Here is a 26,039-nt window from a genome sequence, read left to right as displayed (position 1 = left end):
CGGGAGCGTTATGCGGAGCGGTCGTTGATCAGCTGTGCACCCAGAGCGTGTCCTCGTGCGCAGGGCATCGGGTGCTCCCCGCAGCGAAATAAAGGAGGAGCCGAAGGCGGGGGACATTCGCGGAGGGGAGTACCCGGTGGCCTGGGCACACGCCCTGAACAGAAGCGCAAAACAATCTTGGAGCACCAACAATGAAACAGAACCTGACCCGAATCCTGGCACTCACCGCAGCAGCACTCGCGGCCGCGCAAGCCATGGCGGCCGACCTGAAGATCGGTTTCATCAGCTCGCTCTCGGGCCCGGTCGCTGCACTGGGCGTACCGTACGAGAAGGGCATTCGGGCCGCCATTGCCGAGCATCCCGAAATCGGCGGCCGCAAGGTCCAGCTGATCGTGCTCGATGATGCCTCCGACCCCACCACCGCCGGGCGCAATGCGCGCAAGCTCGTGGTGGAAGACAAGGTCGACGTGCTGATCGGCACCTCGGGCGTGCCGGGCGCGATGGCCATTGCGTCGGTGGCGCGCGAGCTCAACACGCCGCTGATCTCGCCCACGCCCGTCACCATCCCCGGCCCCGAAGGCGCATGGACCGTGACCGTGTCGCAGCCGTTCCAGCTCATGGTCGCGGGCGTGGTCGAGCGCATGCAGAAGTCTGGCGTGAAGACAGTGGCCTTCATCGGTTTTTCCGACGCACTGGGCGACCTGGCCTACGACTCGCTCGTGAGGAGCGCCGAGAAGGCCGGCATCAAGGTGGTGGCGAACGAGCGCTATGCGCGCAGCGATTCGTCGGTGGCCGGGCAGGTGCTCAAGATCGTCGCGCAGCGGCCCGATGCGGTGTTTGCCGGCAACTCGGGCACGCCCGGGGCGCTGCCCTACCTCGCGCTCGCCGAGCGCGGCTACAAGGGAAAGATCTACGGCACGCACGGCCTCATCAACGCCGACTTCGTGCGCGTGGGCGGCGCTTCCATCGAAGGCCTGCAGGTGCCCAGCGGCCCCGTGCTGGTGGCCGACCAGTTGCCCGACAGCAACCCGATCAAGAAGGTGTCGATGGATTTTCGCAGCGCCTACCAGAAGGTCAACGGCGCGGTGCCGACCGACGCCTTCTCGTCGTACACGTACGACGCCTACCTGCTGCTGGCCGATGCCGCCTCGCGCACCAAGGGCGAACCGGGCACGCCGCAGTACCGCAGCGCACTGCGCGACGCCATCGTGGCCACCCGCGAGCTGGTGGGCACGCACGGCATCTACACCTTCAAGCCCGACGACCGCTATGGCTCCGACCAGCGCGGCGTGGTGATCGTGCAGATGAACAAGGGCCAGTGGAAGCTGGTCCCCTGAAAGAAGCCTGAGCGCCCGCCGATGACCAGCTACCGCCATCATCCGGACCACATCGCCGCGCTCGTGCAGAACGACCGCGTGCACCGCGACCTGTACCTGAGCGAGGAGATCTTCGCGCTCGAACAGGAGCACCTGTTCGCGAACACCTGGGTCTATCTCGGTCACGCGAGCCAGGTGCCGGAGCCGGGCGACTTCGTGGCGCAGGACATTGCGGGCCGGCCGCTGCTCATGGTGCGCCAGCCCGACGGCGCGGTGCACGTCATGTACAACCGCTGCGCCCACAAGGGCACGCAGCTCGTGACCGACGAATGCGGCAACACCGGCCGCTTCTTTCGCTGCCCCTACCACGCCTGGACCTACAAGCTCGACGGCGCACCACTCGGTGTGCCGCTGAAGAACGGCTACGAGGGCACGCAGCTCAAGGCCTGCGAGTCGGGCCGGGGGCTCTCGGTGGTGAAGCACGTGAAGGTCTACCGCGACTTCGTCTTCGTGCGGCTCGCGGAAAGCGGCCCCTCGTTCGAAGACTACTTCGGCGAGGTGCTCGGCGCCATCGACAACATGGTCGACCGCTCGCCCGAGGGCCGGCTCACGGTGGGCGGCGGCGTGCTGCGCAACATCGTCCACTGCAACTGGAAGATGTACCTCGAGAACATCAACGACACGGTGCACCCGATGTCGACGCACGAGTCGGCCACCAAGGCGGCCGAGGCGCTGTGGGAAGGCCATGCGCCCACCGATCCCAAGCCGATGGCAATGGAACAGATCCTGCCTTTCGGATCGGGTTACGAATTCTTCGACAAGATGGGCGGGCGGGTGTTCGCCAATGGCCACAGCGTGCTCGGCGTGAACTTCAGCATCCACTCCAACTACGCGCAGCTGCCGGAGTACGAGGCTGCGATGCGCGCCGCGCATGGCGAGGAGCGCGCGGCCGAGATCCTGCAGCGCTCGCCGCAGAACTCGGTCTTCTATCCGAGCCTGTCGGTCAAGGGCTCGCCGCAGGCCATCCGCGTGATCCGCCCGCTGGCCGCGGACCGCACGCTCATTGAAGCCTGGAGTTTCCGCGCGGCAGGCGCGCCCGAACTGCTGTTCGAACGCGCGATGAGCTACAACCGGCTCGTGTTCTCGCCGATGTCGGTGGTCGCGCATGACGACGTGCACCTGTTCGAGAGCATCCAGCAGGGCCTGCGCGCGGGCGGCAACGAATGGGTGAGCCTGCACCGCAACTACGACGCGGCTGAACTCGCGCAATCGACCCTCACCACCAACGGCACGAACGAGCTGCTCATGCGCAACCAGTTCCGCGCCTGGGCGAAGTCGATGGTGGCGGGCATGGAGGCCGCGGCATGAACGACGATCCGCGCGATTTCGTGGCCCATGAGGCCGCCTTGCTCGACGAGCGGCGCTTCGACGACTGGCTGGCGCTCTTCACCGAGGACGGCCACTACTGGATACCGCTGCTGGGTGCCGCGCAGGCCGATCCGTTCTCGCACAACTCCCTTGCCTACGAAGACCGGCTGCTGCTGCAGCTGCGCGTCGATCGCCTGAAGAACCCGCGTGCCCATTCGCAGCATCCCGCGAGCCACAGCCAGCATGTGCTGCAGCCTTCGCGCATCGAGGAAGAAGCGAGCGGCGCGGTCCGCCTGCGCACGCCTTTCCTCTACGTCGAAGCGCGCGGCGAATCGCAGATCCTGCTGACCGGCACCGCCCGCCACCACCTCGTGCGCACGCCCACCGGCTGGGCCATCCGCGAGAAGCGCATCGACCTGCTCAACGCCGCGCGCGCCTTGCCGGCGATCCAGCTGTTCATCTGAGTTTTCCGTTCCTTTCCTCCATCCATCTCACCGGAGCTACGACATGAAGAGCCTGATGTTGACCTTGACGCGCGGTGCCCTCGCCGCGGCGCTGACCGCCTGTGGTGTTGCGAGCGTGCTGGCGGCCGACCTCAAGGTCGGCCTGAGCGTGTCGCTGTCGGGGCCCAACTCCTCGCTGGGCGTGCCCTATGCCAAGGGCATGCAGGCCGCGCTGGCCTACAAGCCGGAAGTCAACGGCCGCAAGGTGCAGCTCATCGTGCTGGACGACGGCTCCGACCCCACCACGGCCGGGCGCAATGCCCGCAAGCTGATCGAGGAGGACAAGGTCGACGTGCTGATGGGCACCTCGGGCGTGCCGGCCGCCATTGCCATGGCGCAGGTCGGCAAGGAGGCCAAGGTGCCGATGATCGGCCTCACGCCCATCCTGCTCGATGCGGCCGAGAACCCCTGGGTCATGACGGTGGCGCAGCCCACGCAGCTGATGATCGACGCGGTGGTCGAGCGCATGAAGCGCAACAACGTCAAGACCGTGGGCTACATCGGCTTCACCGATGCCTGGGGCGACCTGGTCTACAACGCGCTGATGAAGGCCGCACCCGAGGCCGGAATCAAGGTGGTGAGCAACGAGCGCTATGCGCGCGCCGATGCCTCGGTGACCGGACAGGTGCTGAAGATCGTGGCGCTCAGGCCCGACGCGGTGATGACCGGCGGCGCCGGCACGCCGGGCGCGCTGCCCTTTCTTGCGCTGCAGGAGCGCGGCTACAAGGGTGGCGTGTACGGACAGCACGGGCTGATCAACCCCGACTTCGTGCGCGTGGTCGGTGCCGCGGGGCAGAACGCACTGATGCCCACCGGCCCGGTGATCGTGGCCGAGCAGTTGCCCGACAGCCACCCGACCAAGAAGATCGCAACCGATTTCCGCGCCGTGTTCCAGAAGGTCAACAACGCGCCCACCAGCGATGCCTTCTCGGCCTATTCCTTCGACGGCTGGCTGGTGTTTGCCGATGCCGCTTCGCGCGCCATGAAGAAGGCGGAGCCGGGCACGGCAGAGTTCCGCGTCGCGCTGCGCGACGCCATCTTCAGCACCAGGGAAGTGGTGGGCACGCACGGCGTCTACAGCTTCAAGCCCGGCAGCCTCTACGGCGTGGACGAACGCGCGCGTGTGATCGTCAAGCTCGACAACGGCCAATGGAAGCTCGCACCTTGAACCATTTCATTCCAACAACAACAACGATATTGCGAGGGGCTTTTCCATGACATGGGACGTGGCGCTGATTCTCGTCACCGATGGCCTGGCCAACGGTGCCGTCTATCTGCTGGCCGGGCTGGGGCTGGTGCTGATCTTTTCCGTCACGCGGGTGGTGTTCGTGCCGTTCGGCGACATCGCGGCCTTCGCGGCGCTGTCGCTCGCGGCCTTCGAAACCGGCCGCGTGCCGCCGACCATCGGCATGGTCGCCGTGCTTGCGGCGCTTGCGCTGGCAACGGAAATCGGCAGCCTGCTGCGGCGCGGCGAGGCCGCGCGCATTCCCAAGGCGGTGCTGATGTGGGGCGTGCTGCCCGCGATTCCGTGTGTGCTGGCCTGGCTGGCGGCGCGGCCCGGCGTGCCGGTGGCGGTGCACATTGCGGTGGCGGTGCTGCTGGTGGTGCCCATTGCGCCGCTGCTCGCGCGGGTGGTGTTCCAGCCGATCGCGGATGCCTCGGTGCTGGTGCTGCTGATCGTCTCGCTGGCGCTGCACTTCCTGCTGTCGGGCCTGGGGCTCCTGTTCTTCGGCCCTGAAGGCTCGCGCACCACGCCGCTCACCAGCGCGGTGTTCACGCTCGGCAACGGCTTCACGGTCAGCGGCCAGGTGGTGCTGATGGTGGGGGCGGCCATCGTGCTGAGCGGCCTCTTCTTCCTGGTGTTCGAGCGCACGGTGGCCGGCAAGGCGCTGCGCGCCACGGCCGTCAACCGCGTGGGCGCGCGGCTGGTCGGCATCCGGCCGGTGCGCACGGCGCTGCTGGCCTATGGCTGCGCCTCCCTGCTGGCCGGGCTCATCGGCGTGTTGATCGCGCCGGTGACCACCATGTACTACGACTCGGGCTTCATCATTGGCCTGAAGGCCTTCGTGGCCGCGATCATCGGCGGGCTCGTGAGCTACCCGATGACGGCCGTGGGCGCGCTCGCCGTGGGCGTGGTGGAAAGCTTTGCCTCGTTCTGGAGCGGGGCGCTGAAGGACGTGATCGTGTTCAGCCTGCTGATCCCGGTATTGATGCTCAGGTCGTTCATGGCGGCCCATGCCGAAGAGGAAGAAGACGAGGTGGACCAATGAACGCGAATTCCAAACGCATGGCATGGATCGCGGCGGTGGTCGCCGTGCTGGCGCTGGTGCCGACGGTGGCGGGCAGCTTCACGGTCTCGCTGCTCAACGACATCGGCATCGGTGCGCTGGTGGCGCTCGGGCTGGTGCTGCTCACCGGCGTGGGCGGTGCGACCTCGTTCGGGCAGGCGGCCTTCGTGGGCATCGCGGCCTACGCCACGGCCTGGCTCACCACCGCGCAGGGCCTGTCGCCATGGATCGGCCTCTTGTTCGCGCTGCTGCTCACGGGCCTCTCGGCGCTGGCCATCGGCATGCTCACGCTGCGGCTGGGCGGGCACTTCCTGCCGCTCAGCACCATCGCCTGGGGCCTGTCGATCGCGATGCTGTTCGGCAACGTCGATGCGCTCGGGCGCCACACGGGCCTGTCGAACATTCCGGCGCTGCAGATCGCGGGCTGGTCGCTGGCCGATCCGCGTTCGATGTACTACCTGATCTGGGTGGTGGTCGGGCTGGCTTGCCTGTTCAGCCACAACCTGCTGCAGTCGCGGCCGGGGCGCGCGATTCGGGGCCTGCGCGGCGGTGCCACGCTGCTCGCGAGCGTGGGCGCCGACGCCTACCGCGTGCGGCTCACGCTGTTTGTCACGGCCGCGCTGTTCGCGGGGCTGGCGGGCTGGCTCTATGCGCACATGAACCGCTTCGTGAGCCCGTCGCCCTTCGACGTGCGCGCCAGCATCGAATACCTGCTGATGGCGGTGGCCGGCGGGCTCGGGCAGCTGGCGGGCGCGCTGGTGGGCGCCGCGCTCGTGCTGGTGCTGAAGAACGGCCTGCAGGACGTGCTGCCGATGCTCACGCAGCGCGCGGGCCAGCTGGAGGCTGTGGCCTTCGCGACGCTCTTCATCCTGCTGCTGCACTTTGCGCGCGGTGGGCTCATGGGCCTGCTGCGGCGCTGGACGCGCCGCCGTGCCGGCACGCAGGCTGCCTCGCGCCACGAAGCGCCTGCGGTCGATCCGCTGCCGCACCGGCAGCTGCCCGCGCGCGGCACGCAGGTGCTGTCGGTGAACGGCGCGGTCAAGCGCTTCGGCGGGCTGGTGGCGGTCAACGACGTGAGCTTCGAAGTGAACGCGGGAGAGATCGTCGGCCTGATCGGGCCCAACGGCGCGGGCAAGTCGACCATGTTCAACCTGCTGACCTGCACGCTGCCGATGAGCGCGGGCCAGGTGCGCTTTCTCGACCACGACATCGCCGGCATGCCGCAGCGGCAGGTGGCGCGGCTGGGGCTGGCGCGCACCTTCCAGCACGTGAAGCTCAGGCCGCACATGAGCCTCTTGGACAACGTGGCGCTGGGCGCGCATTCGCGCACGCGCTCGGGCATCCTGAAGGCGGGCCTGCGGCTGGACCGCAAGGAAGAGATGCAGATCCTGCAGGAGGCGCAGCGCCAGCTCGACCGCATCGGCCTGGGCGACCGCGCGCACGAGCTCGCGGGCAGCCTGCCGCTGGGCACGCAGCGCATCCTGGAGATTGCGCGCGCGCTGGCCGCCGACCCGGTGCTGCTGGTGCTCGACGAGCCCGCGGCGGGCCTGCGCCGCAAGGAAAAGATGGCGCTCGGCGACCTGCTGCGCAAGCTGCGCGAGGAGGGCGTGACCATCTTGATCGTCGAGCACGACATGGACTTCGTGATGAAACTGGTGGACCGTCTGGTGGTGATGAACTTCGGCTCCAAGCTCGTGGAGGGCGTGCCGTCGGCGGTGCGCGCCGACGAGCGCGTGCAGGCGGCTTACCTGGGGAGCGTGGTATGAGCGCCGCACGGCCGCCCGAAGGCGCGGGCCCCCTTCAGGGGGTGCGCGAAGTACACGAAGTGACAAGCCTGGGGGTGACGAAATGACCGCGATGCTGGAGATCGGCGACCTGCATGTGTCGTACGGGCAGGTGGAGGCAGTGCGCGGCGTGTCGCTCGACCTGCAGCCGGGCCAGATCATCTCGGTGATCGGGCCCAACGGCGCGGGCAAGACCACGCTGCTCGCGGCCGCCATGGGGCTGCTGCCCTGCAAGGGCACGCTTCGCTTCGAGGGCGAAGACCTGCGGGGCCTCGACGTGGAGGCGCGCGTGGAGCGCGGCCTGTGCCTGGTGCCCGAGAAGCGCGAGCTGTTTGGCGAACTCACCGTGCTCGACAACCTGCAGCTCGGCGCCTATGCCAAGAGGCTGCGCGGCGACGCCATGAAGAAGCGGCTGCAGTCGGTGTACGACCGCTTTCCGCGCCTGGCCGAGCGCCGCGCGCAGCGCGCCGACACGCTCTCGGGCGGCGAGCGGCAGATGCTCGCGGTGGGCCGCGCCCTGATGTCCGCGCCGCGCCTGCTGATGCTCGACGAGCCCAGCCTCGGGCTCGCGCCGCTGATCGTGCGCGACATTCTCTCGATCGTTCGCAAGCTGCGCGAGGACGGCGTCTCGATCCTGCTGGTGGAGCAGAACGCGCGCGCCGCGCTCGAGACCTCGGACCACGGCTACGTGCTGGAAACCGGCGAGATCGCGCTGTCGGGCGCATCGGGCGAACTCGCGAGCGATCCGCGTGTGCAGGCCACCTACCTCGGCGGAGGCACGCACGATGACGAGTGAAGTGCGCGCGCTGCCGCCGGACCAGCGCACGCTGCCCGCGATGCTGCAGCGGCAGTCGGAACGCTTCGCCGGGCGCCCGTTGCTGCGGATCGCGGGCCGGCAGTGGACGCATGGCGACGCGGCCGAGGCGGCTGCGGTGCGTGCCGGCGCGCTGGCCGCGGCCGGCGTGGCGCGCGGCGACCGCATTGCGGTGATGTGCGGCAACCGCATCGAGTTTCTCGAGACCTTTCTGGGTGCCGGCTGGCTCGGCGCCTCGGTGGTGCCGGTCAACACTGCGTCGATGGGTCCGCAGATCGAATACTTCCTTGCCAACAGCGAGGCGAAGCTGCTGGTGGTCGAGGCGGGCTTTCTCGAGCGGCTGGCGACGGCCGACCTGGGGCGCACGGCGCTGCGTGAGCTCTGGATCGTCGGCGAGGCGCCTGCTTCATGGACGCCGCCTGCGGGCGTTCGCGCCTCCAGCTACCCGCAAGGCGCACAGGCCATCGCACCGGCCGCGGTGCAGCCTGGCGATCCGCTCGCCATCCTCTACACCTCCGGCACCACCGGCCCGGCCAAGGGCGTGGTCTGTCCGCATGCGCAGTATTTCTGGTGGGGCGTGAACAGCGCCGAAGTGCTCGGCGTCGGCCGCGACGACGTGCTGTGCACCACGCTGCCGATGTTCCACATCAACGCGCTCAACACCTTCGCGCAGGCCGCGCTGACCGGCGCCGAAGTGGTGTTCGAATCGCGCTTCTCGGCCTCGGGCTTCTGGCCGTCGATGCGCGCCAATGGGGCGACCGTGGTCTACCTGCTGGGCGCGATGGTGCCGATCCTGCTGGCCCAGCCCGAAGGCGAAGCCGAGCGCGAACACCGCGTGCGCATCGGGCTCGGGCCGGGCGTGCCCTCGGCGGCCGGGCAGGCCTTCAGGGCGCGCACCGGCGTGGCGCTGCTCGAAGGCTATGGCTCGACCGAGACCAACTTCGCGATTGCCACCGCCCCGGATTCGCCGCGCGGCGGCGTCATGGGCTGGCTGCGCCCCGGCTTTCAGGCGCGCGTGGCCGACGAGGGCGATGTGGAGCTGCCCGCAGGCGAACCCGGCGAACTGCTGCTGCGCGCGGACGAACCCCACGCCTTTGCGAGCGGCTACTTCAACATGCCCGAGAAGACGGTCGAGGCCTGGCGCAACCTCTGGTTCCATACCGGCGACCGCGTGGTGCGCGATGCTGATGGCGCCTTTCGCTTTGTCGACCGCATCAAGGACGCGATACGCAGGCGCGGCGAGAACATCTCGTCCTTCGAAGTCGAGCAGGTGCTGCTGAGCCACCCCGGCGTGGCCTCCTGCGCCGTGTACCCGGTGCAGTCCGAACTGGCCGAGGACGAGGTGATGGCCGCGCTGGTGCCGCGCGAGGGCCAGCGCATCGACCCGGCCGAACTGGCGCGCTTCTGCGAGAGCCGGCTGCCGTACTTCGCGGTGCCGCGCTACATCGACGTGCTGGCCGACCTGCCGCGCACCGAGAACGGCAAGGTGCAGAAGTTCAAGCTGCGCGAGCGCGGCGTCAGCGAACAGACCTGGGACGGGCGGCCCGCTGCCGCTCGTCCCCCGGCCAGGGCGGCATGAGTTCCACGCCGCCACCGCTTGCCGGCCAGGCCGCATTCGTGACCGGCGCGGGGCAGGGCCTGGGCGCCGCCATTGCGCGCGGGTTGGCCGAATCGGGTGCGCGCGTGGTGCTTGCCGATGTCGACGCAGGCAGCGCCGAATCCGTGGCCGCGGGCCTGCGCGCCGCGGGCGCCGATTGCGTCGCCATGGAACTCGACGTGCGCAGCGAGCCGGCATTCGTACGCTGCTTCGAGGCGGCCGTGGCCCGCTTCGGCGCCATCGACCTGCTGGTCAACAACGCCGCGCGCACGCCGTTCACCTCGCCCTGGGACATCACGCCCGACGAGTGGGACGACGTGCTGGCTGTCAACCTGCGTGGCAGCTTCTTCGGCTGCCGCATTGCCGGGCGGCACATGCGCGAGCGCGGGTCCGGGCGCATCGTCAACCTGGCGTCGTTGGCGGGCCAGCAGCCCAGTGCCGCGACCGGCGTGCACTATGCGGCGAGCAAGGCCGCGCTGCTGGCACTGACGCGCAGCTTCGCGCAGGAACTCGCACCGCATGGCGTCACGGTGAATGCACTGGCACCAGCAGCGGTTCGCAGCCCCGCGCTCGATGCACTGGACCCGGCGCGGCAGCAGGCGCTGAAGGCGCAAATTCCGCTCGGCCGTTTCGGCGAGGCCGAAGAGGTGGCCGCTGCCGTCGTCTACCTCGCTTCGCCCGCGGCGGCCTTCATGACGGGCGCCACGCTGGACCTCAACGGCGGCCGTTTCATGCGCTGAACAGGCGATGCGCCGCACACGCTAAAATAGTTCAGGACTAAACAATTCAGGTATGCACGCAAATTCACTGACCGGCCGCCATGCCCTCGTCACCGGCGCCGCGCGCGGCATCGGCGCCGAGATCGCCCGCACCCTGGCTGCCGAGGGCGCAACGCTCACGCTGCTGGGACGCGACCTCGATTCACTCCGGCGCGTGGCCGCGACGCTCGCGGGCCAGGGCCACGGCGTTGCCGCGGCCGACGTGGCCGACGCCCAGGCCGTGCAGTCGGCCTTCGCGCTGGCGCGTGCCGAGCGCGGGCCGCTCGCCATCCTCGTCAACAACGCAGGCGCGGCCGAGAGCGCGCCTTTTCTCAAGACCTCGGCCGAGCTCTGGCAGCGCATGCTGTCGGTGAACCTCACCGGCACGTTCCTGTGCACGCAGGCCGCGCTGCCCGACATGCTCGAAGCCGGCTGGGGCCGCATCGTCAACATCGCCAGCACCGCGGGCCAGAAGGGCTATGCCTACGTCGCGGCCTATGCGGCGGCCAAGCATGGCGTGGTCGGGCTCACGCGCTCGCTCGCGCTCGAGGTGGCACGCAAGGGCGTCACGGTGAACGCGGTGTGCCCCGGCTACACCGACACCGACATCCTGCGCGCGAGCGTTGCCAACGTGGTGGGCAAGACCGGCCGCAGCGAAGCCGATGCGCTGGCCGAGTTCTCCAGCGCCAATCCGCAGCGGCGCATCGTGCAGCCCGCCGAAGTGGCCGACGCGGTGCGCTGGCTCTGCGGGGAGGGCGCCGCGTCCGTCACCGGGCAGTCGGTCTCGGTGTCGGGCGGGGAGGTGATGTGATGCGCAACGACGCCTCGCATGCCGCGCTCAGCGACGCCGAGGAGCTCGGCCACGAGGCCCGCGCCGGCCGCGAAGACCACGCCATGCTCAGGCTGTGGCTGCGCATGCTCGCCAGCACCACGCAGATCGAGGCCGAGATCCGGCGCCGGCTGCGCGAGCGCTTCGGCATCTCACTGGCGCGCTTCGACTACATGGCCCAGCTCTACCGCTATGAAGAGGGCCTGAAGATGCGCGTGCTGTCGCGCTACCTGATGGTGACGGGCGGCAACGTCACGGGCCTGACCGACGAACTCGAGCGCGACGGCCTGGTGGCGCGCGCCCACAGCCCCGACGACCGCCGCTCGTGGATCGTGAGCCTCACGCCCAAGGGCCGCGCGAGCTTCGAGACCATGGCCAAGGAACACGAGCAATGGATCCTCGAGATGTTCTCGGGCCTCGACATGAAGACCGTCAGGCAGATGCATGCCCAGCTCGGCCAGCTGCGCGTGCACGTGATGCGCAGCGAGCCGGCGGGCGAGGAGGGCTGATGGCGACGAGCACAAGCGAAACCGGAGCGCTGCAGGCCGAGTTCCAGCGCGCGCGGATGATCCGCTTTTCCGATTGCGACCCCGCGGGCATCGTCTTCTATCCGCAGTACTTCGTCATGCTCAACGGCCTGGTGGAAGACTGGGTGAGCGAAAGGCTCGGCATCGGCTACCACGCGCTCATCGCCGAGCGGCGCATCGGCCTGCCCACGGTGCGGCTCGAGGCCGACTTCCGCGCCGTGAGCCGCATGGGCGATCAAGTCGTGCTGGGCCTTGCGGTGGAGCGGCTGGGCTCGCGCTCCATGACGCTCGTGCTGCGCTGCTTCGACCCCGCCAGCGGCGAACTGCGCATGCAGATGAAGCAGGTGCTCGTGACCACCTCGCTCGAGAGCCATCGCGCCGTCGAAATTCCGCAGGACCTGCGCACGGCCATCCTGCGCGGCGCGCCCTCGCTCGCCTGAGGCGCGTCAGGGCGGCGGCTCTTCGCCGGGCGCGCGTGCCGCACGCTGCTTGAGCCAGCCGCTGAGCTCCCTCTTTCCTTTGGCGTTGGCCTGCCGCCAGGCCTCGCGCGCGGCCGCGATGAAGCGCTCTTCGGCCGCATCGGGCACTTCGGAGGGACGGTCTTCCTTGTCGAGCCAGCCCGGCTCCGCCTCGCAGTGCTGTTCGATCTGCCGCGCCGGGTTGTCGCCGATGGGGAGGGGCTGGCAGGGTGCACCGGCGCTTCCGCTTGCGCCAACGGACCGGAGCCTTGAATATCCCGACCTCGACCAGCGCGTGCGCGAGGTCGGCGAGTGGTAGCAGTGCTGCAAGGCATCGATACGAACACGAAGGAGTGAGTGCCGCATGGACAACAAGCAAGCCATCATCGAAAGCCTCGCGCGGGCATTGGAAAGCTGGGTGCGCCATGCCAGCGCCGCCCAGCTCTGGCAGGTGCAGCAGCAAGGCGGCATGGGTGCGTCCATCGCGGTGGAAGAAGATATCGTGCACGTCCGCATCGAACTTGGCGGCCCGCGCAACCCGCTGTCGGAACTGGGCCGCACCGATGGGCGCCTGCCCGTGACGGAAGCCTTTCTAGGCAACGGCGCCGCAGCATGGGGCGCGCCGCCCCCGCACGGAAACCCGGCGCGCGAGGCCTGGTTTCTGTCGAACGAACTGGCCCAGGAACATGCGCGGCAGTACCTGCTGGCGGAGGTGCGGGAAAGGCGGGACGTGCTGGTGCGGCTTGTCGAGGGCTGGCTGGACGGCGCGCTGTAGTGCTCTAGGCGGAGGCCAATGAAAAAAGCCCGCTACCGGTGAGGTAGCGGGCTTTTCAGCGTTTCCGCGATGTTGGTTGGTGGGCCCTGAGTGACTCGAACACTCGACCTACGGATTAAGAGTCCGCTGCTCTACCAACTGAGCTAAGAGCCCTTGCACAAAACGTTTTGCGTTTTTTGGCAAGACCGCAAGTATAGCGTAAAAATTCCGGGGCTCAACGATTTTGTGTTCGGCGGCGTTAGGATTCGTCATCATCGACGGGGCTGCGGTCCTTCCATCAGGAGATCTTCCATGACAGATACCACCACCATGTCCCATGTTGTGATCACCGGAGCCGCGGGCGCGCTGGGCCGTGCGGTGGTCCAGCATTTTCTCGAGCAGGGCGCGCGCCTGGCGCTGGTCGACCACCGGGCGGACCGCCTGGCCGAGGTCTTTCCGGGCCTGGACAATTCGCAGCACCTGCTGCTGGCGGGCGACGTGACCTCGGCGGCCGACATGACCGAGCTCGCGAGCCAGGCGCTCAAGGCCTTCGGCCGCATCGACGCGCTGGTCCACATTGCCGGCGGTTTCGAGATGGGCGAGGCCACGCATGCGCTCTCGCGGGCAAGCTGGGACCGCATGATGAACCTCAATGCCTGGTCCTTCGTGGCGGTGACGCAGGCGGTGCTGCCCTCGATGATCGAGCACGGCGCCGGCCGCATCGTGGCGGTGACGGCCAAGGTGGCGGCGCGCGGCCTGCCGGCCATGGCGGCGTATATCGCGTCGAAAAGCGCGCTGCAGCGCCTGGTCGAGGCCGCGGCCGCCGAGGCCGCCCCGCATGGCGTGGCCATCAACAGCGTGGCGCCCAGCGTGCTCGACACGCCGGCCAATCGGCAGGCCATGCCGGACGCCAATCCCGCCGACTGGGTGTCGACCGCCGTCGCGGCCCAGACCATCGGCTTTCTTGCGTCGCCCGCGGCCGCGGCGCTGCACGGCCAGCACCTGACGCTCGACACCTGAGCTGAAACAAGACGAACAAAAAGGGCCCTGGCGGCAACGCCAGGGCCCTTTTTTCGTTCCGCCGCCCGCCGCCCCCAGGCAGGCGGTTTGTCATGGGTGCGGGCCCGGGGGGCGGGGCGCTTGTCTCCCTGGAAAAGGGGCGCACTGCTCATGTGCGCAGGCGGCGCGATTTCTACAGTGACTCCACGGCAAGACGCTTCGGCCCGGCAAGGAAAACGAAGCGGTGCCAGTCGACAACACCATCACTGGGGAACACGCATGGAAACGCTCAACCTGCTGCCACGAAGCTTCATGACCCTGCTGCGCGAGGACGCGGGCATGTCGTTCATGGAGTTCGCGCTCATCGGCTCCCTGGTGGTGGTTGTGTGCCTTCTCCTGCTGCTGGCCGTGCGGCGCAGCGCCTGAGGTTCGCACCATGCAGGAATTCAACGCCGTCCTCGATCTGCTGGCCATGCTGGCCTCGGACTTCCGCATGGGCGGGCTCTTCGTGCTGCTGGTGATGGCCGCAGTCAGCGATGCGCGCTTCTACCGCATTCCCAACTGGCTGACCTTCGGCGGCATGGCCTTCGCGATCATCTACGGCGCCTTCGCGGCGCGCACGCCGATGACCGGCCTGCAGCACGCCCTGGGCGGCCTGGGCACCGGGTTCGCGATCATGCTGCCGTTCTATGTGCTGGGGATCATGGGCGCGGGCGACGTCAAGCTGATGGCGATGGTCGGTGCCTTCATAGGTCCCTACCAGACGCTGGAGGCCATTCTCTTCACCTGCATCGCGGGCGGCTTCGCGGCCGTGGCGGTGGCCATCCACCGGCGCCGGCTCGGCCACATGCTGGCCAACGTCAAGGATGCGGCGCAGGGCATCGTCGTCTCGGGCATTGCGGGCGTGCGGCCGAACGGAACGATCGACACGCGGCAATCCATCGGAAAGCTGCCTTACGGCATCTGTATTTGCGTGGGGACGGTTGTACAGGTCCTGGCGCATCAGTTGGGCTTCGTCTAGCCCGTCCCTTCCTCCATCCATCCATCCACGGCGGAGATTCGCATGAAAAACATCAAGGCGCTCGGGCTGCTTCTGCTGGCCCTCCTGACCGGCCTGGCGGCCGCGGTCTACGCAGCGGGCTGGGTCTCCCGGCAGGGCGGAATCGCATCCAACAAGGTGGTGGTGGCCGCGGTCGACATCGAACTGGGCAGCCGGGTCAATCCGCAGATGCTGTCGCTGGTCGACTGGCCGAGCGGCTCGCTGCCGGCCGGCTCGTTCAAGGACGCCAAGTCGCTGGAGGACCGCGTGGTCAAGGTCGGCGTGCTGCGCGGCGAGGCCATCCTGGAAGGCAAGCTCGCGCCGGTCGGCACCCAGGGCGGGCTCTCGGCGGTCATTGCGAGCGGCAAGCGTGCCATGACCGTGCGGGTCAACGACGTGGTGGGCGTGGCGGGCTTCGCGCTGCCGGGCAACTACGTCGATGTGATGGTCAACGCGCAGCAGGACAAGAACCGCGGCGAAGAGGGCCGCCAGATCAGCAAGACCGTGCTCGAGAAGGTGCTGGTGCTGGCAGTGGCGCAGGAAGCCAACCGCGACGACACCAAGCCGAAGGTGGTCAGCGCCGTGACGCTGGAGCTTTCGCTCGAAGACTCCGAAAAGCTCGACCTGGCACGCAGCGTGGGAACCCTCTCGCTGGTGCTGCGCAACCAGATGGACAAGACCACGGTTGCCACCGCAGGCATCACCAAGGGCCAGCTGTTCGGCGAGAAGGACATCCTGCCGATCTCCACCACCGTGGCAGCGCGGCCGGCCCCCGCGCGCATGCCGCGCACCGCCCCCATGGCGCAGCGGCAATCCGAGTGCGTGGAAGTGATCCAGCACGCAGCCCGCACGCTCAACTGCTTCTGATCACCCCGCAGGAGGAACCCAAGTGCAACATCTCTCTTCTTCTTCTTATTCACCCGCCTGGCTGCTGGCGGCACTCATGGCGCTGGCGGCACCCGCGATGGCCGCGGACGCGGTCCCGGCGGCGGCTGCTGCCGTTGCCGCAACCCCGGCCGCAGCGCCGGCCGGGCCCGCCACCCGGCGCTGCACCGCGATCATCCCGGACGACCAGCCGACCTACGCCGTGCTCGGCAAGTCGGTGGTCATCCCGCTGAAGGCACGCGTTGCGCGCATCGTGGTCAGCGGCCAGCCGCCCAGCCGCGCGCCGGCCGCCGCACCCGCAGCCGCAGGGCAGCCGGCACCGGCCCCCGCCACGGCGGCGAACGCGGGCGACGGCATCGCCGATGTCGACGTCACGCTGCTGAGCCCGACCGACCTGTTCTTCCGCGGCCGCCAGGCGGGCTCGATGAACGTCGTGCTGCAAAGCGTCGATGGCACCTGCTACATCAAGGACGTGATCGTCACCATCGATCCGGGCGCGTTGCAGTCGAAGCTCGCCGAGCTGATGCCGGAAGAAAACCACATCCGCGTGCGCAGCGCCGAGAAATCGATCGTGCTCACCGGCGAGATCAGCGATGCGCTCAAGCTCGACGACGTGATGAGCCTGGCCATGGCCTACGGCGCCGACGGCAAGAAGGTGGTGAACCTGCTGCGCGTGACGGCGCCGCAGCAGGTGATGCTCGAAGTGAAGATCGCAGAGGTCAGCAAGACGCTGCTGGACCGGCTCGGCGCGCGCGTGGGCCTGAGCCGCACGGGTGGTGGCGGCCGCGACAGCTACTCGCTGATCTCCAGCTTCCTGAGCGGAGGCGGCGGCCTGCTCGAGGCGATCAGGATCGGCCGCACCTCGGTCGGCATCGACGGCCAGAAGGACGACGGCCTGGTGCGCATCCTGGCGGAGCCCAACATCATGGCCATCAGCGGCCAGCAGGCAAGCTTCCTGTCGGGCGGGAAGATCTTCATCCCGGTCGCGCAGAGCGCCGCCGGCGGCGGGGGAACCAACATCACGCTGGAAGAGAAGGAGTTCGGCATCGGGGTCAAGTTCACCCCGACCGTGCTCAACGGCGGGCGCGTCAACCTCAAGATGATCTCGGAGGTGTCGGACCTGTCGCAGACCGGCTCGCCCTTCACCACCGTGACCGGCGTGACCGCCGTGCTGCCTTCGCTGACGGTGCGCCGCGCCGACACCACCGTGCAGCTCAACGACGGCCAGAGCTTCGTCATCGCGGGGCTCATCAAGAGCAACGTCACCGAATCCATCAAGCGCTACCCCGGACTGGGCGAAGTGCCGGTGATGGGGGCGCTGTTCCGCAGCACCGAGTTCCAGAACGACCAGACCGAGCTGATGTTCGTGATCACGCCGCGCCTGGTTCGTCCGCTGGCCGAGGCGCCGCGCGTGCCGACCGACAACCACGTCGTCCCCAGCCGCGCCGAGGTCTACCTGAACGGCAGCCTCGAAAGCGCCACCCCGGCACCGGTTGCACCGGCCGGCCAACCCCAATGACACCCGCGAGGAGCACCACCATGTTCATCAAGTCGACCACTCTCGCGCTGACGCTGCTGCTGGCCACCGGCTGCTCCCACGTCACGCCCAACTACGACGCGCGCTTTGGCGATGCGGTGCGCGACGCGAAAAGGAAGATGACGATCAATCCCGATGCTGGCAAGGACGGGAACCCGGTCGTGGGCATGGACGGCCGCGCGTCGCGCGAGTCGATGGTGCAGTACCACGAGTCCTACAAGGCGCCGCCGCCGGCGGTGAATGTCATCAACATTGGCGGAGCGATTGGCGGTGGCGCCAGGTGACCGCGGCTTGCATTACCAACCCCTGTCCGGAAAGGAGAGCGCCACGAACTGCAACTACTCAATTTTCCCAACCTGTTTGATTGATCAACGAAATCCATTCGTTTATTTGAACCTTGAAAGGAAAGACTCATGAACAACGTTCTTCAGGCCATTGGCCAATACACCCGTAGCTTCCTGCGCGACGACGATGGTGCCCAAGTCATCGAGTACGCATTGATCATTGCGGTCATCTCGATCGCGCTGGTTGTCGCACTGAAGGGGCTTACTGCCAACAACGGCGGTTTCACGACCTTCATCACCCACGTGACCAATTGCCTCACCACAACCACCTGCCCGTAAACAGCTCGAGGGTGGGGCGGACAAGCCATTGTCCGCTCCCTCTGCTCCCACTGTTCTTTTCAACACAGAAAACGAGGTAGCCACCATGTTCGAGTTATTCCTGAAGGACGAGAGCGGCGCTCAAGTCATCGAGTACGCGCTGATCATCGCTGTCGTTTCGATCGCACTGGTTGTCGCGCTGAGAGGGCTCACCGACAACGGCAGCTTCACGACCTTCCTCACCCACGTGACCAATTGCCTCACGACAACCACCTGCCCGTGAGCAGTTCGAAGACGGGGCGAGGACGGCTCGTCCAATCCCCGCCCTCCGCGTCTAAAGGCCAATCAAAACGAAAAGCGAGGTACTCATCATGTTCAAGTCATTTCTGGCGGACGAAAGCGGCGCCCAAATGGTGGAGTACGCGCTGGTCATTGCGGTGATCTCGATCCTGCTGATCACCTCGCTGCGGCCGCTGGTAACGGACGCCGGCCTCGCTGATCTCGTTGATGTCGTCCGCGCCTGCCTCGGCGGCGTGGACTGTGGCTGAAGCGCCGGGTTTTCCGAGCCGACACCATTGCACAGGAAGTCGATCATGAAAGTCCATCCTTCTGGCCACCGCCAAAGCGGCGCGGTGATCATCACCGTCGCGCTGGTCCTGCTGTTCCTCCTCGGATTCATGGGCATTGCGCTGGACTTTGGCCGCCTCTTCATCGTGAAAACCGAGTTGCAGACCGCCCTGGACAGTTGTGCCCTGTCGGCCGCGCAGGAACTCGACGGCGCCGGCGATGCATTGACGCGGGCCACCAGCGCAGGCAAGACCGCGGCCGATCTCAACAAGATAAATTTTCAAGGCGAGGCGACTGGGCTGGCCCAAACCGAGGTCGTGTTCAGCGACTCTTTGATCGGCACCTACAGCCATACTTTTACGCCCATCGCGAATGCCAGGTACGCCAAGTGCCTACACACGAAGTCGGGCATCGCGCCTTGGATCCTCCATGCCCTGAGCGCGTTCAGTGGAAACAGCACGTACGGGGCATCCAAGAGCGTGGCCGCTGTCGCGGTTGCCACGAGGGCGCCGTCACAGACCAATTGCCTTGTTCCCGTTGGCGTCTGCCAAAGAACCGCCACGCCCGGCTGGGGGTTCGCGCGGGGTGAATGGATCGAAGGCGTGACCAATAGCAACGACGATGTGGAATCTGGTCAGTTTCGCTGGGTGGATTTTTCCGGCAGCGGCGGCGGGGCACGCGAGATCAAGGATCTCCTGACGAGCAGCGGGCAATGCGGCCTTCCGGGCATGGCGACGAACGTCGGCAAGGCGGGCAAGACCAATGGCGCGGTCGCGGCCTGGAATACCCGCTTCGGCATCTATCAGGGCAGCCTCAGCGCAGCGACTGCCATTCCCGATCAGACCGGGTATGCATGGTATGCCGACAGCGTTGCCGCCACCAACCCAGGCAGGTATGACGACTCCGGACCGAACGGATTTGCTGCCAAGCGCAACGCATTCGCGCCATACGAAGGGGACAACAAGAATCCCGATACCAAGAACCTCAAGACCCAGGGAAATTTCAGTTCCACCGACTACACCAAGGGCGCCAATCGACGCGTGGTCACGACCGCCGTGGTCGATTGCCCATCGATCACGCTCAAGGGCTTTGCCTGCATGCTGATGCTGCATCCGCTGGAGAAGAACGCGAGCGGAAAGAACTCGAAGATGTGGCTCGAGTTCATCGGCGATGCGGAGTCAGCTGGCAGTCCCTGTGCCACCGCGGGCCTGGCCGGCGGTACGAGCGGCCCCAAGGTCCCTACGCTCGTACAGTAGGAGAGATGTCATGAAGAAGAAGCAGAACGGGGTGGCGTTGATCGAGTTTGCCCTGATCCTTCCATTGCTGCTCATCCTGACGTTCATCACGACAGAATTCGGGCGGGCGCTGTATCAGTACAACACCATCGCGAAATCGCTGCGCGACGCCTCCCGCTACCTGTCCACCCAGGACCCATCGATCGCAAGCACGGATCCTGCCAAGATCACGACCGCCAAAAACCTGGTGGTCTTCGGCAACCCGGCCGGCGCCGGCTCGCCATTGGTCCTGGGCCTCAGCACTTCTCAGGTTCCCACCCCAACCTGGCAGTTCAAGGGCAGCGCCCCGGCCATCAATACCGTGACCATCAAGGTCACGGGATACAAGTTCCGCCCGCTCATCACCGGGGTGTTCGGGCTCACCTTCGGCGATGTGAACGGAGACATCCCGTTCGGGGATATCAGCGCCACCATGCGAGGTCAATCATGAATCGAACAAAGCAGGTCGGCGCGACCACGGTGGAGTTCGCGCTGGTCCTGATGCTCTTCCTGACCTTCCTGCTGGGCATCATGGATTTCGCGCGCATGTTGTGGACGTGGAATGCAGCTGCAGAAGCGACGCGCTGGGGCGCTCGCGCGGCCGTCGTGTGCGACCGAGATGCCACCGTCGTGCTTTCCAAGATGCAGAAGTTCCTGCCTCAATTGACGGCAGCCAACGTCAGCGTCGATTGGTACGACGCGGCAGGCAGCGTCAGCACGGCCTGTACCGCCGCCAATTGCAGCGGCGTGAATGTCCGCATCCTCAATCTCGACTACCAGTGGATCTCGCCCATCGGATTCGGAACGCATGCCGCGATCCCGATGCCGAGTTTTTCCACCTATCTGCCGCGCGAAATCATGGGACAGGATCCGAACAGCAGCGCCGTCTGCTCCTGATCCGCACCCAATCAACCTGAGTCACATCACCATGAAAATCTCCATCATTTCCCCCAATTCCGCTCATCTGCAGGACATGCGCAAGGTGCTGGAGGCTCGCTCCCACGCGGTCTCGGTGTTCGAAGGAGGCAAGAGCCGCATGCAGTGGGTGGTCGAGCAATCGTCGCCCGAGCTGCTGCTGGTGGACGGCATGTGCTGCGACCCCCACGAGGTGGCCATGGTGGAGCAGCTCACGATGCGCCATCCCGCGCTTGCGGTGGTGCTGCTGTGCGCGATGCAGACGCCCGAGTTTCTGATTCTTGCCATGCGTTCGGGCGTGCGCGAGGTGCTGCCTTCGCCGCCCGAGCCGGCAGCGCTGGAAGCGGCCGTGGAGCGCATTGCGCTCAAGATGGCCGGCACCCAGGCGCGCGAGGCGGGCCAGGTGGTCGCGTTCATGCCGTCCAAGGGCGGCAGCGGCGCCACCTTTCTGGCAACCAACATCGGGCATCAGCTCTCGATGCGCCGATCGGTGCTGCTGATCGACCTGAACCTGCAGTTCGGCGATGCGCTGTCTTACGTGAGCGACCTGCGGCCCACCTCCACGCTGGCCGACGTGGCGCGCGACATCGGCCGGCTCGATGCCTCGCTGCTGGCCGCAAGCACGGTAAAAGTGGCGCCGGGCTTCAGCATCCTTGCAGCCCCCGAAGATCTCTCGCGCGCATTGGAGGTCAAGGCCGAGCACATCGACGCCATCCTGCAGGTGGCCGCGGCGCAGTATGACTTCGTGCTGTTCGACCTGGGCCTGCGCATCGATCCGCTCGCCATCCGCGTGCTGGACCGTGCGGACCGGATCTTTCCGGTGCTCCAGCCCAGCCTGCCGCACATCCGCAATGTGACGCGCCTCATGCAGGTGTTCAAGTCGCTCGGCTATCCGTCCGGCAAGGTCGAGCTGCTGGTCAACCGCAGCGCCGGCGGCACGGAGATCGGCTTGTCCGACATGCGCCGGTCGCTGGGCGGGGCCACGCTGGTCAGCGTGCCCGACGGTGGCAAGGACGTGGACGCCTCGATCAACCGCGGCGTGCCGCTGGCCGAGATGTCGCGCGGCAGCGCGCTCTGCAAACGGCTCGTGGAAATCGCGCACACGCTCAGTCCGCGCCAGAAGGAAGCGCCAGGCTTGATCGGCCGGCTCTTCCGCCGGGCCTGACAGCTCCATTGCACCCCCGCGCATCTTCTTCCTCCAACAGCAAGGCAGGTCCACATGTCATTCAGAGAACAGCTCAATGCGATCGAAGCCGCGCCGGTCGCGCGCGCGCCGGCGCCACCTGTGACCGACGGGGCACTTTCATCCTTTGCTTCGGACTCTTATAAGCTCCTGAAGGAGCGAATGCACCTGAAGCTGCTGGACCGGTTCGACTTGGCGGTGCTCGAAACGCTGAAGCCCGAGGTGCTGCGCCAGGAGATTTCCACCATGGTCGCGCGGCTGCTGCAAGAAGAGCCCGAGGCGCTGAACGACATCGAGCGGCGCATGCTGATCCGCGACATCCAGCACGAGATGCTCGGCTTCGGCCCGATCGAGCTGCTGATGGCCGACCCGACGGTGTCGGACATCCTGGTCAACTCGCACGACCAGGTCTACGTGGAGCGCAGGGGCCGGCTGGAGCTGACGGACGTGAGCTTCACCGACGAGAAGCACCTGCTGCGCATCATCGACAAGATCGTCTCGCTGGTGGGGCGGCGCATCGACGAATCGAGTCCCATGGTCGATGCCCGGCTGCCGGACGGATCGCGCGTCAACGCGGTGGTCGCGCCGGTGGCGCTGGACGGCCCGATGATGTCGATTCGCCGCTTCGCGAAGATCCCGCTGAAGATGGAGAACCTGGTGAACGACCTGAAGACGCTGACGCCTCAGATGGGGCTGATGCTCGAAGGGCTGGCCAGCGCGAAGATCAACATGCTGATCTCCGGCGGCACCGGCGCCGGCAAGACGACGCTGCTGAACATTCTCTCGGGCTTCATTCCCGCCACCGAACGCATCATCACCATCGAGGACGCGGCCGAGCTCCAACTGCAGCAGCCGCACGTGGCCCGCATGGAAACCCGGCCGATGAACATCGAAGGCAAGGGCGAGATCACGCAGCGCGCGCTGGTGCGCAATGCGTTGCGCATGCGGCCCGACCGCATCGTGATTGGCGAGGTGCGCGGTGCCGAGGCGGTCGACATGCTGCAGGCCATGAACACCGGCCATGAAGGCTCGCTGACCACCATCCACGCCAACAGCCCGCGCGACGCGCTGGCGCGGCTGGAGAACATGATCAGCATGGCCAACCTGAACCTGCCGCACCACTCGGTGCGCCAGCAGATCGCGTCGGCCATCACGGTGGTGATCCAGGTTCTGCGCATGGTCGACGGGCGGCGCAAGGTCACCAGCATCCAGGAGATCACCGGCATGGAAGGCGAGGTGGTCACGATGCAGGAGATCTTCGCGTTCCGCCAGACCGGCATGGGCCCCGACGGCCGGGTGCGCGGCTACTTCCATGCCACCGGCGTGCGGCCGAAGTTCGTCGAGCGCCTGCACTCCTTCGGGGTGGTGCTGCCCGACACCATGTTCGATCCCGACAAGCACTACGAATAGGAGGCCCCCATGTTCCAGAACCTGGTTGGAGACACGCTCATTACGCTGTCGGTGCTGGTCTTCGTGACGGTGCTGATGGTGATCGAGGGCCTGTACATGCTGTGGCGCTCCTACAGGGGCCCCGGGGTGCAGAAGATCGGCAAGCGGCTGCAGGCGCTGTCGGCGGCCACCGACCGCATCGCGCAGGCGCGGCTCGTGAAGGACCGCGTGCTCAGCGAGGCGCCGTGGATGCAGCGCGTTCTCTTGAAGCTTCCGCGGGCCCACCGCCTGGACCGCTTCATTCTTCAGGCCGGTCTGGAATGGACCGTGTCCCATGTGCTGCTGGCTTGCGCGTTGTCCGGCATGCTTTTTTTCTTTGCGATGACGTCGCTCGCGAACCAGCCCGCATGGATTGCTCTGCTGGTGAGCGCAGCCGGCGCCGCGGTGCCGCTGCTCTATCTGAACCATCGGCGTAGCCGCCGCCTCGCGCACCTCGAAAGGCAGCTGCCGGACGCGCTGGACCTGGTGACGCGCGCGCTGCGCGCGGGCCATTCGTTCGCGAGCAGCGTGCAGATGATCGGTGACGAAATGTCTGAGCCCATCGCGGGCGAGTTCCGCATGGTGGCCGATGAGGTCGGCTTCGGTGTTTCGCTGCAGCAGGCGCTCACGAACATGAGCGAGCGCGTGCCGCTCACCGACCTGCGCTACTTCGTGGTGTCGGTGCTGATTCAGCGCGACTCCGGCGGTAATCTGACCGAGGTGCTGGGCAACCTGAGCCGGCTCATCCGCGACCGCCTCAAGCTGCTGGCGCGGGTGCGGGTGCTGTCGGCGGAAGGGCGGCTGTCGGCCTGGATCCTCGGCCTGATGCCCTTTGCGCTGGTGGCGCTCCTGAATGCCTTCAACCCGGAATTCATGTCGCCGCTGTGGACCGATCCGATCGGTATCACGGCCGTCAAGTACATGCTGGGCCTGATGGTCATCGGCGCGGTGATCCTGCGCAAGATCGTGAAGATCCGTGTCTGAAGGAGAAATGCCATGCTGTTCCCCATTCTCGTGTTCGTGGCCGTTTCGCTCGCCGTCGGCGGATTCGCGGTCTGGATGCTGCCCACGCGTACCGAGCAGCGGCTGCGGGCGGTGGCACCTGCGGGCAAGTCCGCCTGGATCGAGACCGCCGTCAAGATCGTCGGGCCCTTCGCCCAGCTGTCTTCGCCTACCGGCGAAGGCGAGACCTCGCCGCTGCGCTTGAAGTTCCTCAACGCGGGCGTCCGCCACCCGGACGCGAGCCTTTTCTACTTCGGCCTGAAGACGCTGCTGCCGCTCGGTTTTGCGGCCCTGGCATTCGTGACCGTACGTGCAGCGGGCGCAGACGACGGCGTCACGACCCTGCTGTGGCTGGCGGTAGTGGCACTGCTCGGCTGCTACCTGCCCAACATCGTGCTGCGCATGATGATCAAGAGCCGCCAGCGCGAGATCTTCGAGAACTTTCCCGATGCGGCCGACCTGATGCTGGTCTGCGTCGAGGCGGGCCTTGGGCTCGATGCCGCGCTGGTCAAGGTCACCGAGGAGATCCGCGTCAAGAGCGAAGCCCTGGCGCAGGAGCTGCACTGGACCAACCTCGAGATGCGTGCGGGCAGCACGCGCGAGAAGTCGCTGCGCAACCTTGCGCTGCGCACCGGCGTGGAGGAAATCGGAACCTTTGCGACCATGCTGACCCAGGCCGATCGGTTCGGCACCAGCATCGGCGAATCGCTGCGCGTGTTCTCGGAAGACCTGCGCCACAAGCGCCAGGTTCGCGCGGAAGAGCTGGCCGCCAAGGTGCCGACCAAGATGCTGCTGCCACTGGTGGTTTGCATCTTTCCATGCATCTCGGCGGTCATCCTCACGCCGGCGGCCATCCGCATCGTGCGCATCATCGGGCCGATGCTCAGCGGCGGGCTGTGAGCCCGGCGCCCGCGCCCGCTCAATGGGGCGCGGCGTCGAGCTGATGCTTGATGGCGTAGATGTAGAGCTCGAGCCGGTTGGCTACGTCGAGCTTCTGGTAGATCGACGTGAGGTGATTGCGGAAGGTGTGCTCGGTCACGAACAGCCGCGAGGCGAGCGTCTTGTTCGCGGCGCCGCTGCCTTCCACCACGGCGCGGATGATCTGCCGCTCCTTCTGCGTGAGGCTCGCGATCCGGGCCGCTTCGGGGTCCGCCTTCACGGGCTTCTTCGGCGCGGTCAGCTCGGAGAATACGCGGCCCATGGCCTGCGCGTCGATGCACAGCTCGCCGTTGTGCACGCGCGCGATCGCATCGATCACCTCTTCGGCCGAAGCGTCCTTGCACAGCACGCCCCTGGCGCCGCGCAGCACGGCAAGGTCCAGCGTCTGCTGCTTGCGCTCGGCCGTGAGGATGAGCGCGCGCGAGACGTCGTTCGACAGCAGCTTGGGAAGGATGTCGAGGGAGCATCGGCCCCCCAGGTCCAGGTCGAGCAGGATCACGTCGGGCACCAGGTGCTCGGTCCGCTCCAGCGCCTGCTCGAAGCAGTTGGCCGTGGCAACGACCTTCATGCGCGGCTGCTCGCCGTCGATCAGCTTCGACAGGCCCCAGAGCATGGTCTGGTGGTCGTCCACGAGCATGACGCCGATGGGGGGTGTTGTTGTGGCTTGCATCTT

At 67.1% G+C, this 26,039-nt stretch carries 31 protein-coding genes and 1 tRNA gene; 29 read left to right on the top strand and 3 right to left on the bottom strand.

Going from position 1 to position 26,039, the window contains the following annotated elements:
- Nucleotides 1-191: 191 nt before the first annotated feature.
- The 12 genes from AC1DMS_RS10800 to AC1DMS_RS10745 all read left to right on the top strand — a co-directional run bounded on the left by AC1DMS_RS10800 (nt 192) and on the right by AC1DMS_RS10745 (nt 12,224).
- Complete coding sequence (locus AC1DMS_RS10800; protein ID WP_478180983.1) at nt 192-1,337, top strand: ABC transporter substrate-binding protein; 1,146 nt, start codon at nt 192-194, stop codon at nt 1,335-1,337.
- A 21-nt stretch (nt 1,338-1,358) separates the two neighbouring features.
- Nucleotides 1,359-2,684: an aromatic ring-hydroxylating dioxygenase subunit alpha gene (locus AC1DMS_RS10795; protein ID WP_478180982.1), complete on the top strand. Its 1,326-nt coding sequence runs from the start codon at nt 1,359-1,361 to the stop codon at nt 2,682-2,684.
- The gene (locus AC1DMS_RS10790; protein ID WP_012746646.1) at nt 2,681-3,148 is read left to right on the top strand and encodes an aromatic-ring-hydroxylating dioxygenase subunit beta; all 468 of its coding nucleotides are present in this window, start codon (nt 2,681-2,683) and stop codon (nt 3,146-3,148) included. Before AC1DMS_RS10795 ends, AC1DMS_RS10790 begins: the two co-directional genes overlap by 4 nt.
- Nucleotides 3,149-3,191: 43 nt before the next feature.
- Complete coding sequence (locus AC1DMS_RS10785; protein ID WP_478180981.1) at nt 3,192-4,355, top strand: ABC transporter substrate-binding protein; 1,164 nt, start codon at nt 3,192-3,194, stop codon at nt 4,353-4,355.
- Between the two features lie 46 nt (nt 4,356-4,401).
- Nucleotides 4,402-5,457, top strand: coding sequence for a branched-chain amino acid ABC transporter permease (locus AC1DMS_RS10780; RefSeq protein ID WP_436299780.1), 1,056 nt, complete (start codon nt 4,402-4,404; stop codon nt 5,455-5,457).
- A complete protein-coding gene (locus tag AC1DMS_RS10775; protein ID WP_436299781.1) occupies nt 5,454-7,241 on the top strand; it encodes a branched-chain amino acid ABC transporter ATP-binding protein/permease in 1,788 nt (595 codons plus the stop codon). The genes AC1DMS_RS10780 and AC1DMS_RS10775 overlap by 4 nt, the downstream gene beginning before the upstream one ends.
- 82 nt (nt 7,242-7,323) lie before the next feature.
- Nucleotides 7,324-8,055, top strand: coding sequence for an ABC transporter ATP-binding protein (locus AC1DMS_RS10770; protein WP_436299782.1), 732 nt, complete (start codon nt 7,324-7,326; stop codon nt 8,053-8,055).
- Complete coding sequence (locus AC1DMS_RS10765) at nt 8,045-9,652, top strand: ATP-dependent acyl-CoA ligase (protein ID WP_478180980.1); 1,608 nt, start codon at nt 8,045-8,047, stop codon at nt 9,650-9,652. Before AC1DMS_RS10770 ends, AC1DMS_RS10765 begins: the two co-directional genes overlap by 11 nt.
- The gene (locus AC1DMS_RS10760; protein ID WP_436299784.1) at nt 9,649-10,410 is read left to right on the top strand and encodes an SDR family NAD(P)-dependent oxidoreductase; all 762 of its coding nucleotides are present in this window, start codon (nt 9,649-9,651) and stop codon (nt 10,408-10,410) included. Before AC1DMS_RS10765 ends, AC1DMS_RS10760 begins: the two co-directional genes overlap by 4 nt.
- A 52-nt stretch (nt 10,411-10,462) precedes the next feature.
- Nucleotides 10,463-11,239 carry an SDR family NAD(P)-dependent oxidoreductase gene (locus AC1DMS_RS10755; protein ID WP_012746653.1) on the top strand — a complete coding sequence of 259 codons (777 nt, stop codon included), beginning with the start codon at nt 10,463-10,465 and terminating at the stop codon, nt 11,237-11,239.
- Nucleotides 11,239-11,766, top strand: a complete 528-nt coding sequence (locus AC1DMS_RS10750; protein ID WP_012746654.1) for a MarR family winged helix-turn-helix transcriptional regulator — start codon at nt 11,239-11,241, stop codon at nt 11,764-11,766. Before AC1DMS_RS10755 ends, AC1DMS_RS10750 begins: the two co-directional genes overlap by 1 nt.
- Entirely contained in the window at nt 11,766-12,224 is a 459-nt protein-coding gene (locus tag AC1DMS_RS10745) for an acyl-CoA thioesterase (RefSeq protein ID WP_436299785.1), read from the top strand. The genes AC1DMS_RS10750 and AC1DMS_RS10745 overlap by 1 nt, the downstream gene beginning before the upstream one ends.
- A gap of 6 nt (nt 12,225-12,230) precedes the next feature.
- On the opposite strand, the gene AC1DMS_RS10740 is transcribed toward AC1DMS_RS10745, so the two are convergent.
- A complete protein-coding gene (locus tag AC1DMS_RS10740; RefSeq protein ID WP_436301463.1) occupies nt 12,231-12,572 on the bottom strand; it encodes a hypothetical protein in 342 nt (113 codons plus the stop codon).
- A gap of 34 nt (nt 12,573-12,606) precedes the next feature.
- On the opposite strand from AC1DMS_RS10740, the gene AC1DMS_RS10735 reads away from it, so the two are divergent.
- Entirely contained in the window at nt 12,607-13,017 is a 411-nt protein-coding gene (locus AC1DMS_RS10735; protein WP_278881523.1) for a hypothetical protein, read from the top strand.
- A gap of 77 nt (nt 13,018-13,094) precedes the next feature.
- Here the strand turns inward: AC1DMS_RS10735 and AC1DMS_RS10730 are convergent.
- A tRNA-Lys gene (locus AC1DMS_RS10730) sits at nt 13,095-13,170 on the bottom strand.
- Nucleotides 13,171-13,308: 138 nt separating this feature from the next.
- On the opposite strand from AC1DMS_RS10730, the gene AC1DMS_RS10725 reads away from it, so the two are divergent.
- The 16 genes from AC1DMS_RS10725 (at nt 13,309) to AC1DMS_RS10650 (ending at nt 25,327) form a co-directional block, all read left to right on the top strand.
- Nucleotides 13,309-14,016 carry an SDR family NAD(P)-dependent oxidoreductase gene (locus AC1DMS_RS10725; protein WP_012746658.1) on the top strand — a complete coding sequence of 236 codons (708 nt, stop codon included), beginning with the start codon at nt 13,309-13,311 and terminating at the stop codon, nt 14,014-14,016.
- 258 nt (nt 14,017-14,274) lie between these two features.
- On the top strand, nt 14,275-14,421 hold the full coding sequence (locus AC1DMS_RS10720; RefSeq protein WP_012746659.1) for a hypothetical protein: 147 nt from the start codon (nt 14,275-14,277) through the stop codon (nt 14,419-14,421).
- Nucleotides 14,422-14,431: 10 nt separating this feature from the next.
- Nucleotides 14,432-15,016 carry an A24 family peptidase gene (locus AC1DMS_RS10715; protein WP_012746660.1) on the top strand — a complete coding sequence of 195 codons (585 nt, stop codon included), beginning with the start codon at nt 14,432-14,434 and terminating at the stop codon, nt 15,014-15,016.
- 42 nt (nt 15,017-15,058) lie between these two features.
- Nucleotides 15,059-15,901, top strand: coding sequence for a Flp pilus assembly protein CpaB (gene cpaB, locus AC1DMS_RS10710; protein WP_012746661.1), 843 nt, complete (start codon nt 15,059-15,061; stop codon nt 15,899-15,901).
- Nucleotides 15,902-15,923: 22 nt separating this feature from the next.
- Complete coding sequence (locus AC1DMS_RS10705) at nt 15,924-17,438, top strand: type II and III secretion system protein family protein (protein WP_012746662.1); 1,515 nt, start codon at nt 15,924-15,926, stop codon at nt 17,436-17,438.
- A 20-nt stretch (nt 17,439-17,458) separates the two neighbouring features.
- Nucleotides 17,459-17,740, top strand: a complete 282-nt coding sequence (locus AC1DMS_RS10700) for a hypothetical protein (protein ID WP_478180979.1) — start codon at nt 17,459-17,461, stop codon at nt 17,738-17,740.
- A 129-nt stretch (nt 17,741-17,869) separates the two neighbouring features.
- Nucleotides 17,870-18,079 carry a Flp family type IVb pilin gene (locus AC1DMS_RS10695; RefSeq protein ID WP_012746664.1) on the top strand — a complete coding sequence of 70 codons (210 nt, stop codon included), beginning with the start codon at nt 17,870-17,872 and terminating at the stop codon, nt 18,077-18,079.
- Between the two features lie 85 nt (nt 18,080-18,164).
- Nucleotides 18,165-18,341 (top strand): Flp family type IVb pilin, encoded by a 177-nt coding sequence (locus AC1DMS_RS10690; RefSeq protein WP_012746665.1) that lies wholly within the window; start codon nt 18,165-18,167, stop codon nt 18,339-18,341.
- An 88-nt stretch (nt 18,342-18,429) separates the two neighbouring features.
- Entirely contained in the window at nt 18,430-18,606 is a 177-nt protein-coding gene (locus AC1DMS_RS10685; protein ID WP_012746666.1) for a Flp family type IVb pilin, read from the top strand.
- A gap of 45 nt (nt 18,607-18,651) precedes the next feature.
- The gene (locus tag AC1DMS_RS10680) at nt 18,652-19,881 is read left to right on the top strand and encodes a pilus assembly protein TadG-related protein (protein WP_012746667.1); all 1,230 of its coding nucleotides are present in this window, start codon (nt 18,652-18,654) and stop codon (nt 19,879-19,881) included.
- A gap of 10 nt (nt 19,882-19,891) precedes the next feature.
- On the top strand, nt 19,892-20,350 hold the full coding sequence (locus AC1DMS_RS10675) for a TadE family protein (RefSeq protein WP_012746668.1): 459 nt from the start codon (nt 19,892-19,894) through the stop codon (nt 20,348-20,350).
- The gene (locus AC1DMS_RS10670; RefSeq protein ID WP_012746669.1) at nt 20,347-20,796 is read left to right on the top strand and encodes a TadE family protein; all 450 of its coding nucleotides are present in this window, start codon (nt 20,347-20,349) and stop codon (nt 20,794-20,796) included. Before AC1DMS_RS10675 ends, AC1DMS_RS10670 begins: the two co-directional genes overlap by 4 nt.
- Nucleotides 20,797-20,827: 31 nt before the next feature.
- The gene (locus AC1DMS_RS10665) at nt 20,828-21,979 is read left to right on the top strand and encodes a CpaE/TadZ family protein (RefSeq protein WP_012746670.1); all 1,152 of its coding nucleotides are present in this window, start codon (nt 20,828-20,830) and stop codon (nt 21,977-21,979) included.
- Between the two features lie 54 nt (nt 21,980-22,033).
- Nucleotides 22,034-23,407: a TadA family conjugal transfer-associated ATPase gene (locus AC1DMS_RS10660; protein WP_012746671.1), complete on the top strand. Its 1,374-nt coding sequence runs from the start codon at nt 22,034-22,036 to the stop codon at nt 23,405-23,407.
- Between the two features lie 9 nt (nt 23,408-23,416).
- A complete protein-coding gene (locus tag AC1DMS_RS10655) occupies nt 23,417-24,409 on the top strand; it encodes a type II secretion system F family protein (RefSeq protein WP_012746672.1) in 993 nt (330 codons plus the stop codon).
- A gap of 12 nt (nt 24,410-24,421) precedes the next feature.
- The gene (locus AC1DMS_RS10650; RefSeq protein WP_012746673.1) at nt 24,422-25,327 is read left to right on the top strand and encodes a type II secretion system F family protein; all 906 of its coding nucleotides are present in this window, start codon (nt 24,422-24,424) and stop codon (nt 25,325-25,327) included.
- 19 nt (nt 25,328-25,346) lie between these two features.
- On the opposite strand, the gene AC1DMS_RS10645 is transcribed toward AC1DMS_RS10650, so the two are convergent.
- Nucleotides 25,347-26,036 carry a response regulator gene (locus AC1DMS_RS10645; protein WP_012746674.1) on the bottom strand — a complete coding sequence of 230 codons (690 nt, stop codon included), beginning with the start codon at nt 26,034-26,036 and terminating at the stop codon, nt 25,347-25,349.
- Between the last annotated feature and the right edge of the window lie 3 nt (nt 26,037-26,039).

Source organism: Variovorax sp. 05T418 (assembly GCF_056396385.1).
Note: the sequence above shows the minus strand (reverse complement) of the source record. Positions and strands in the feature narration are given on the sequence as shown.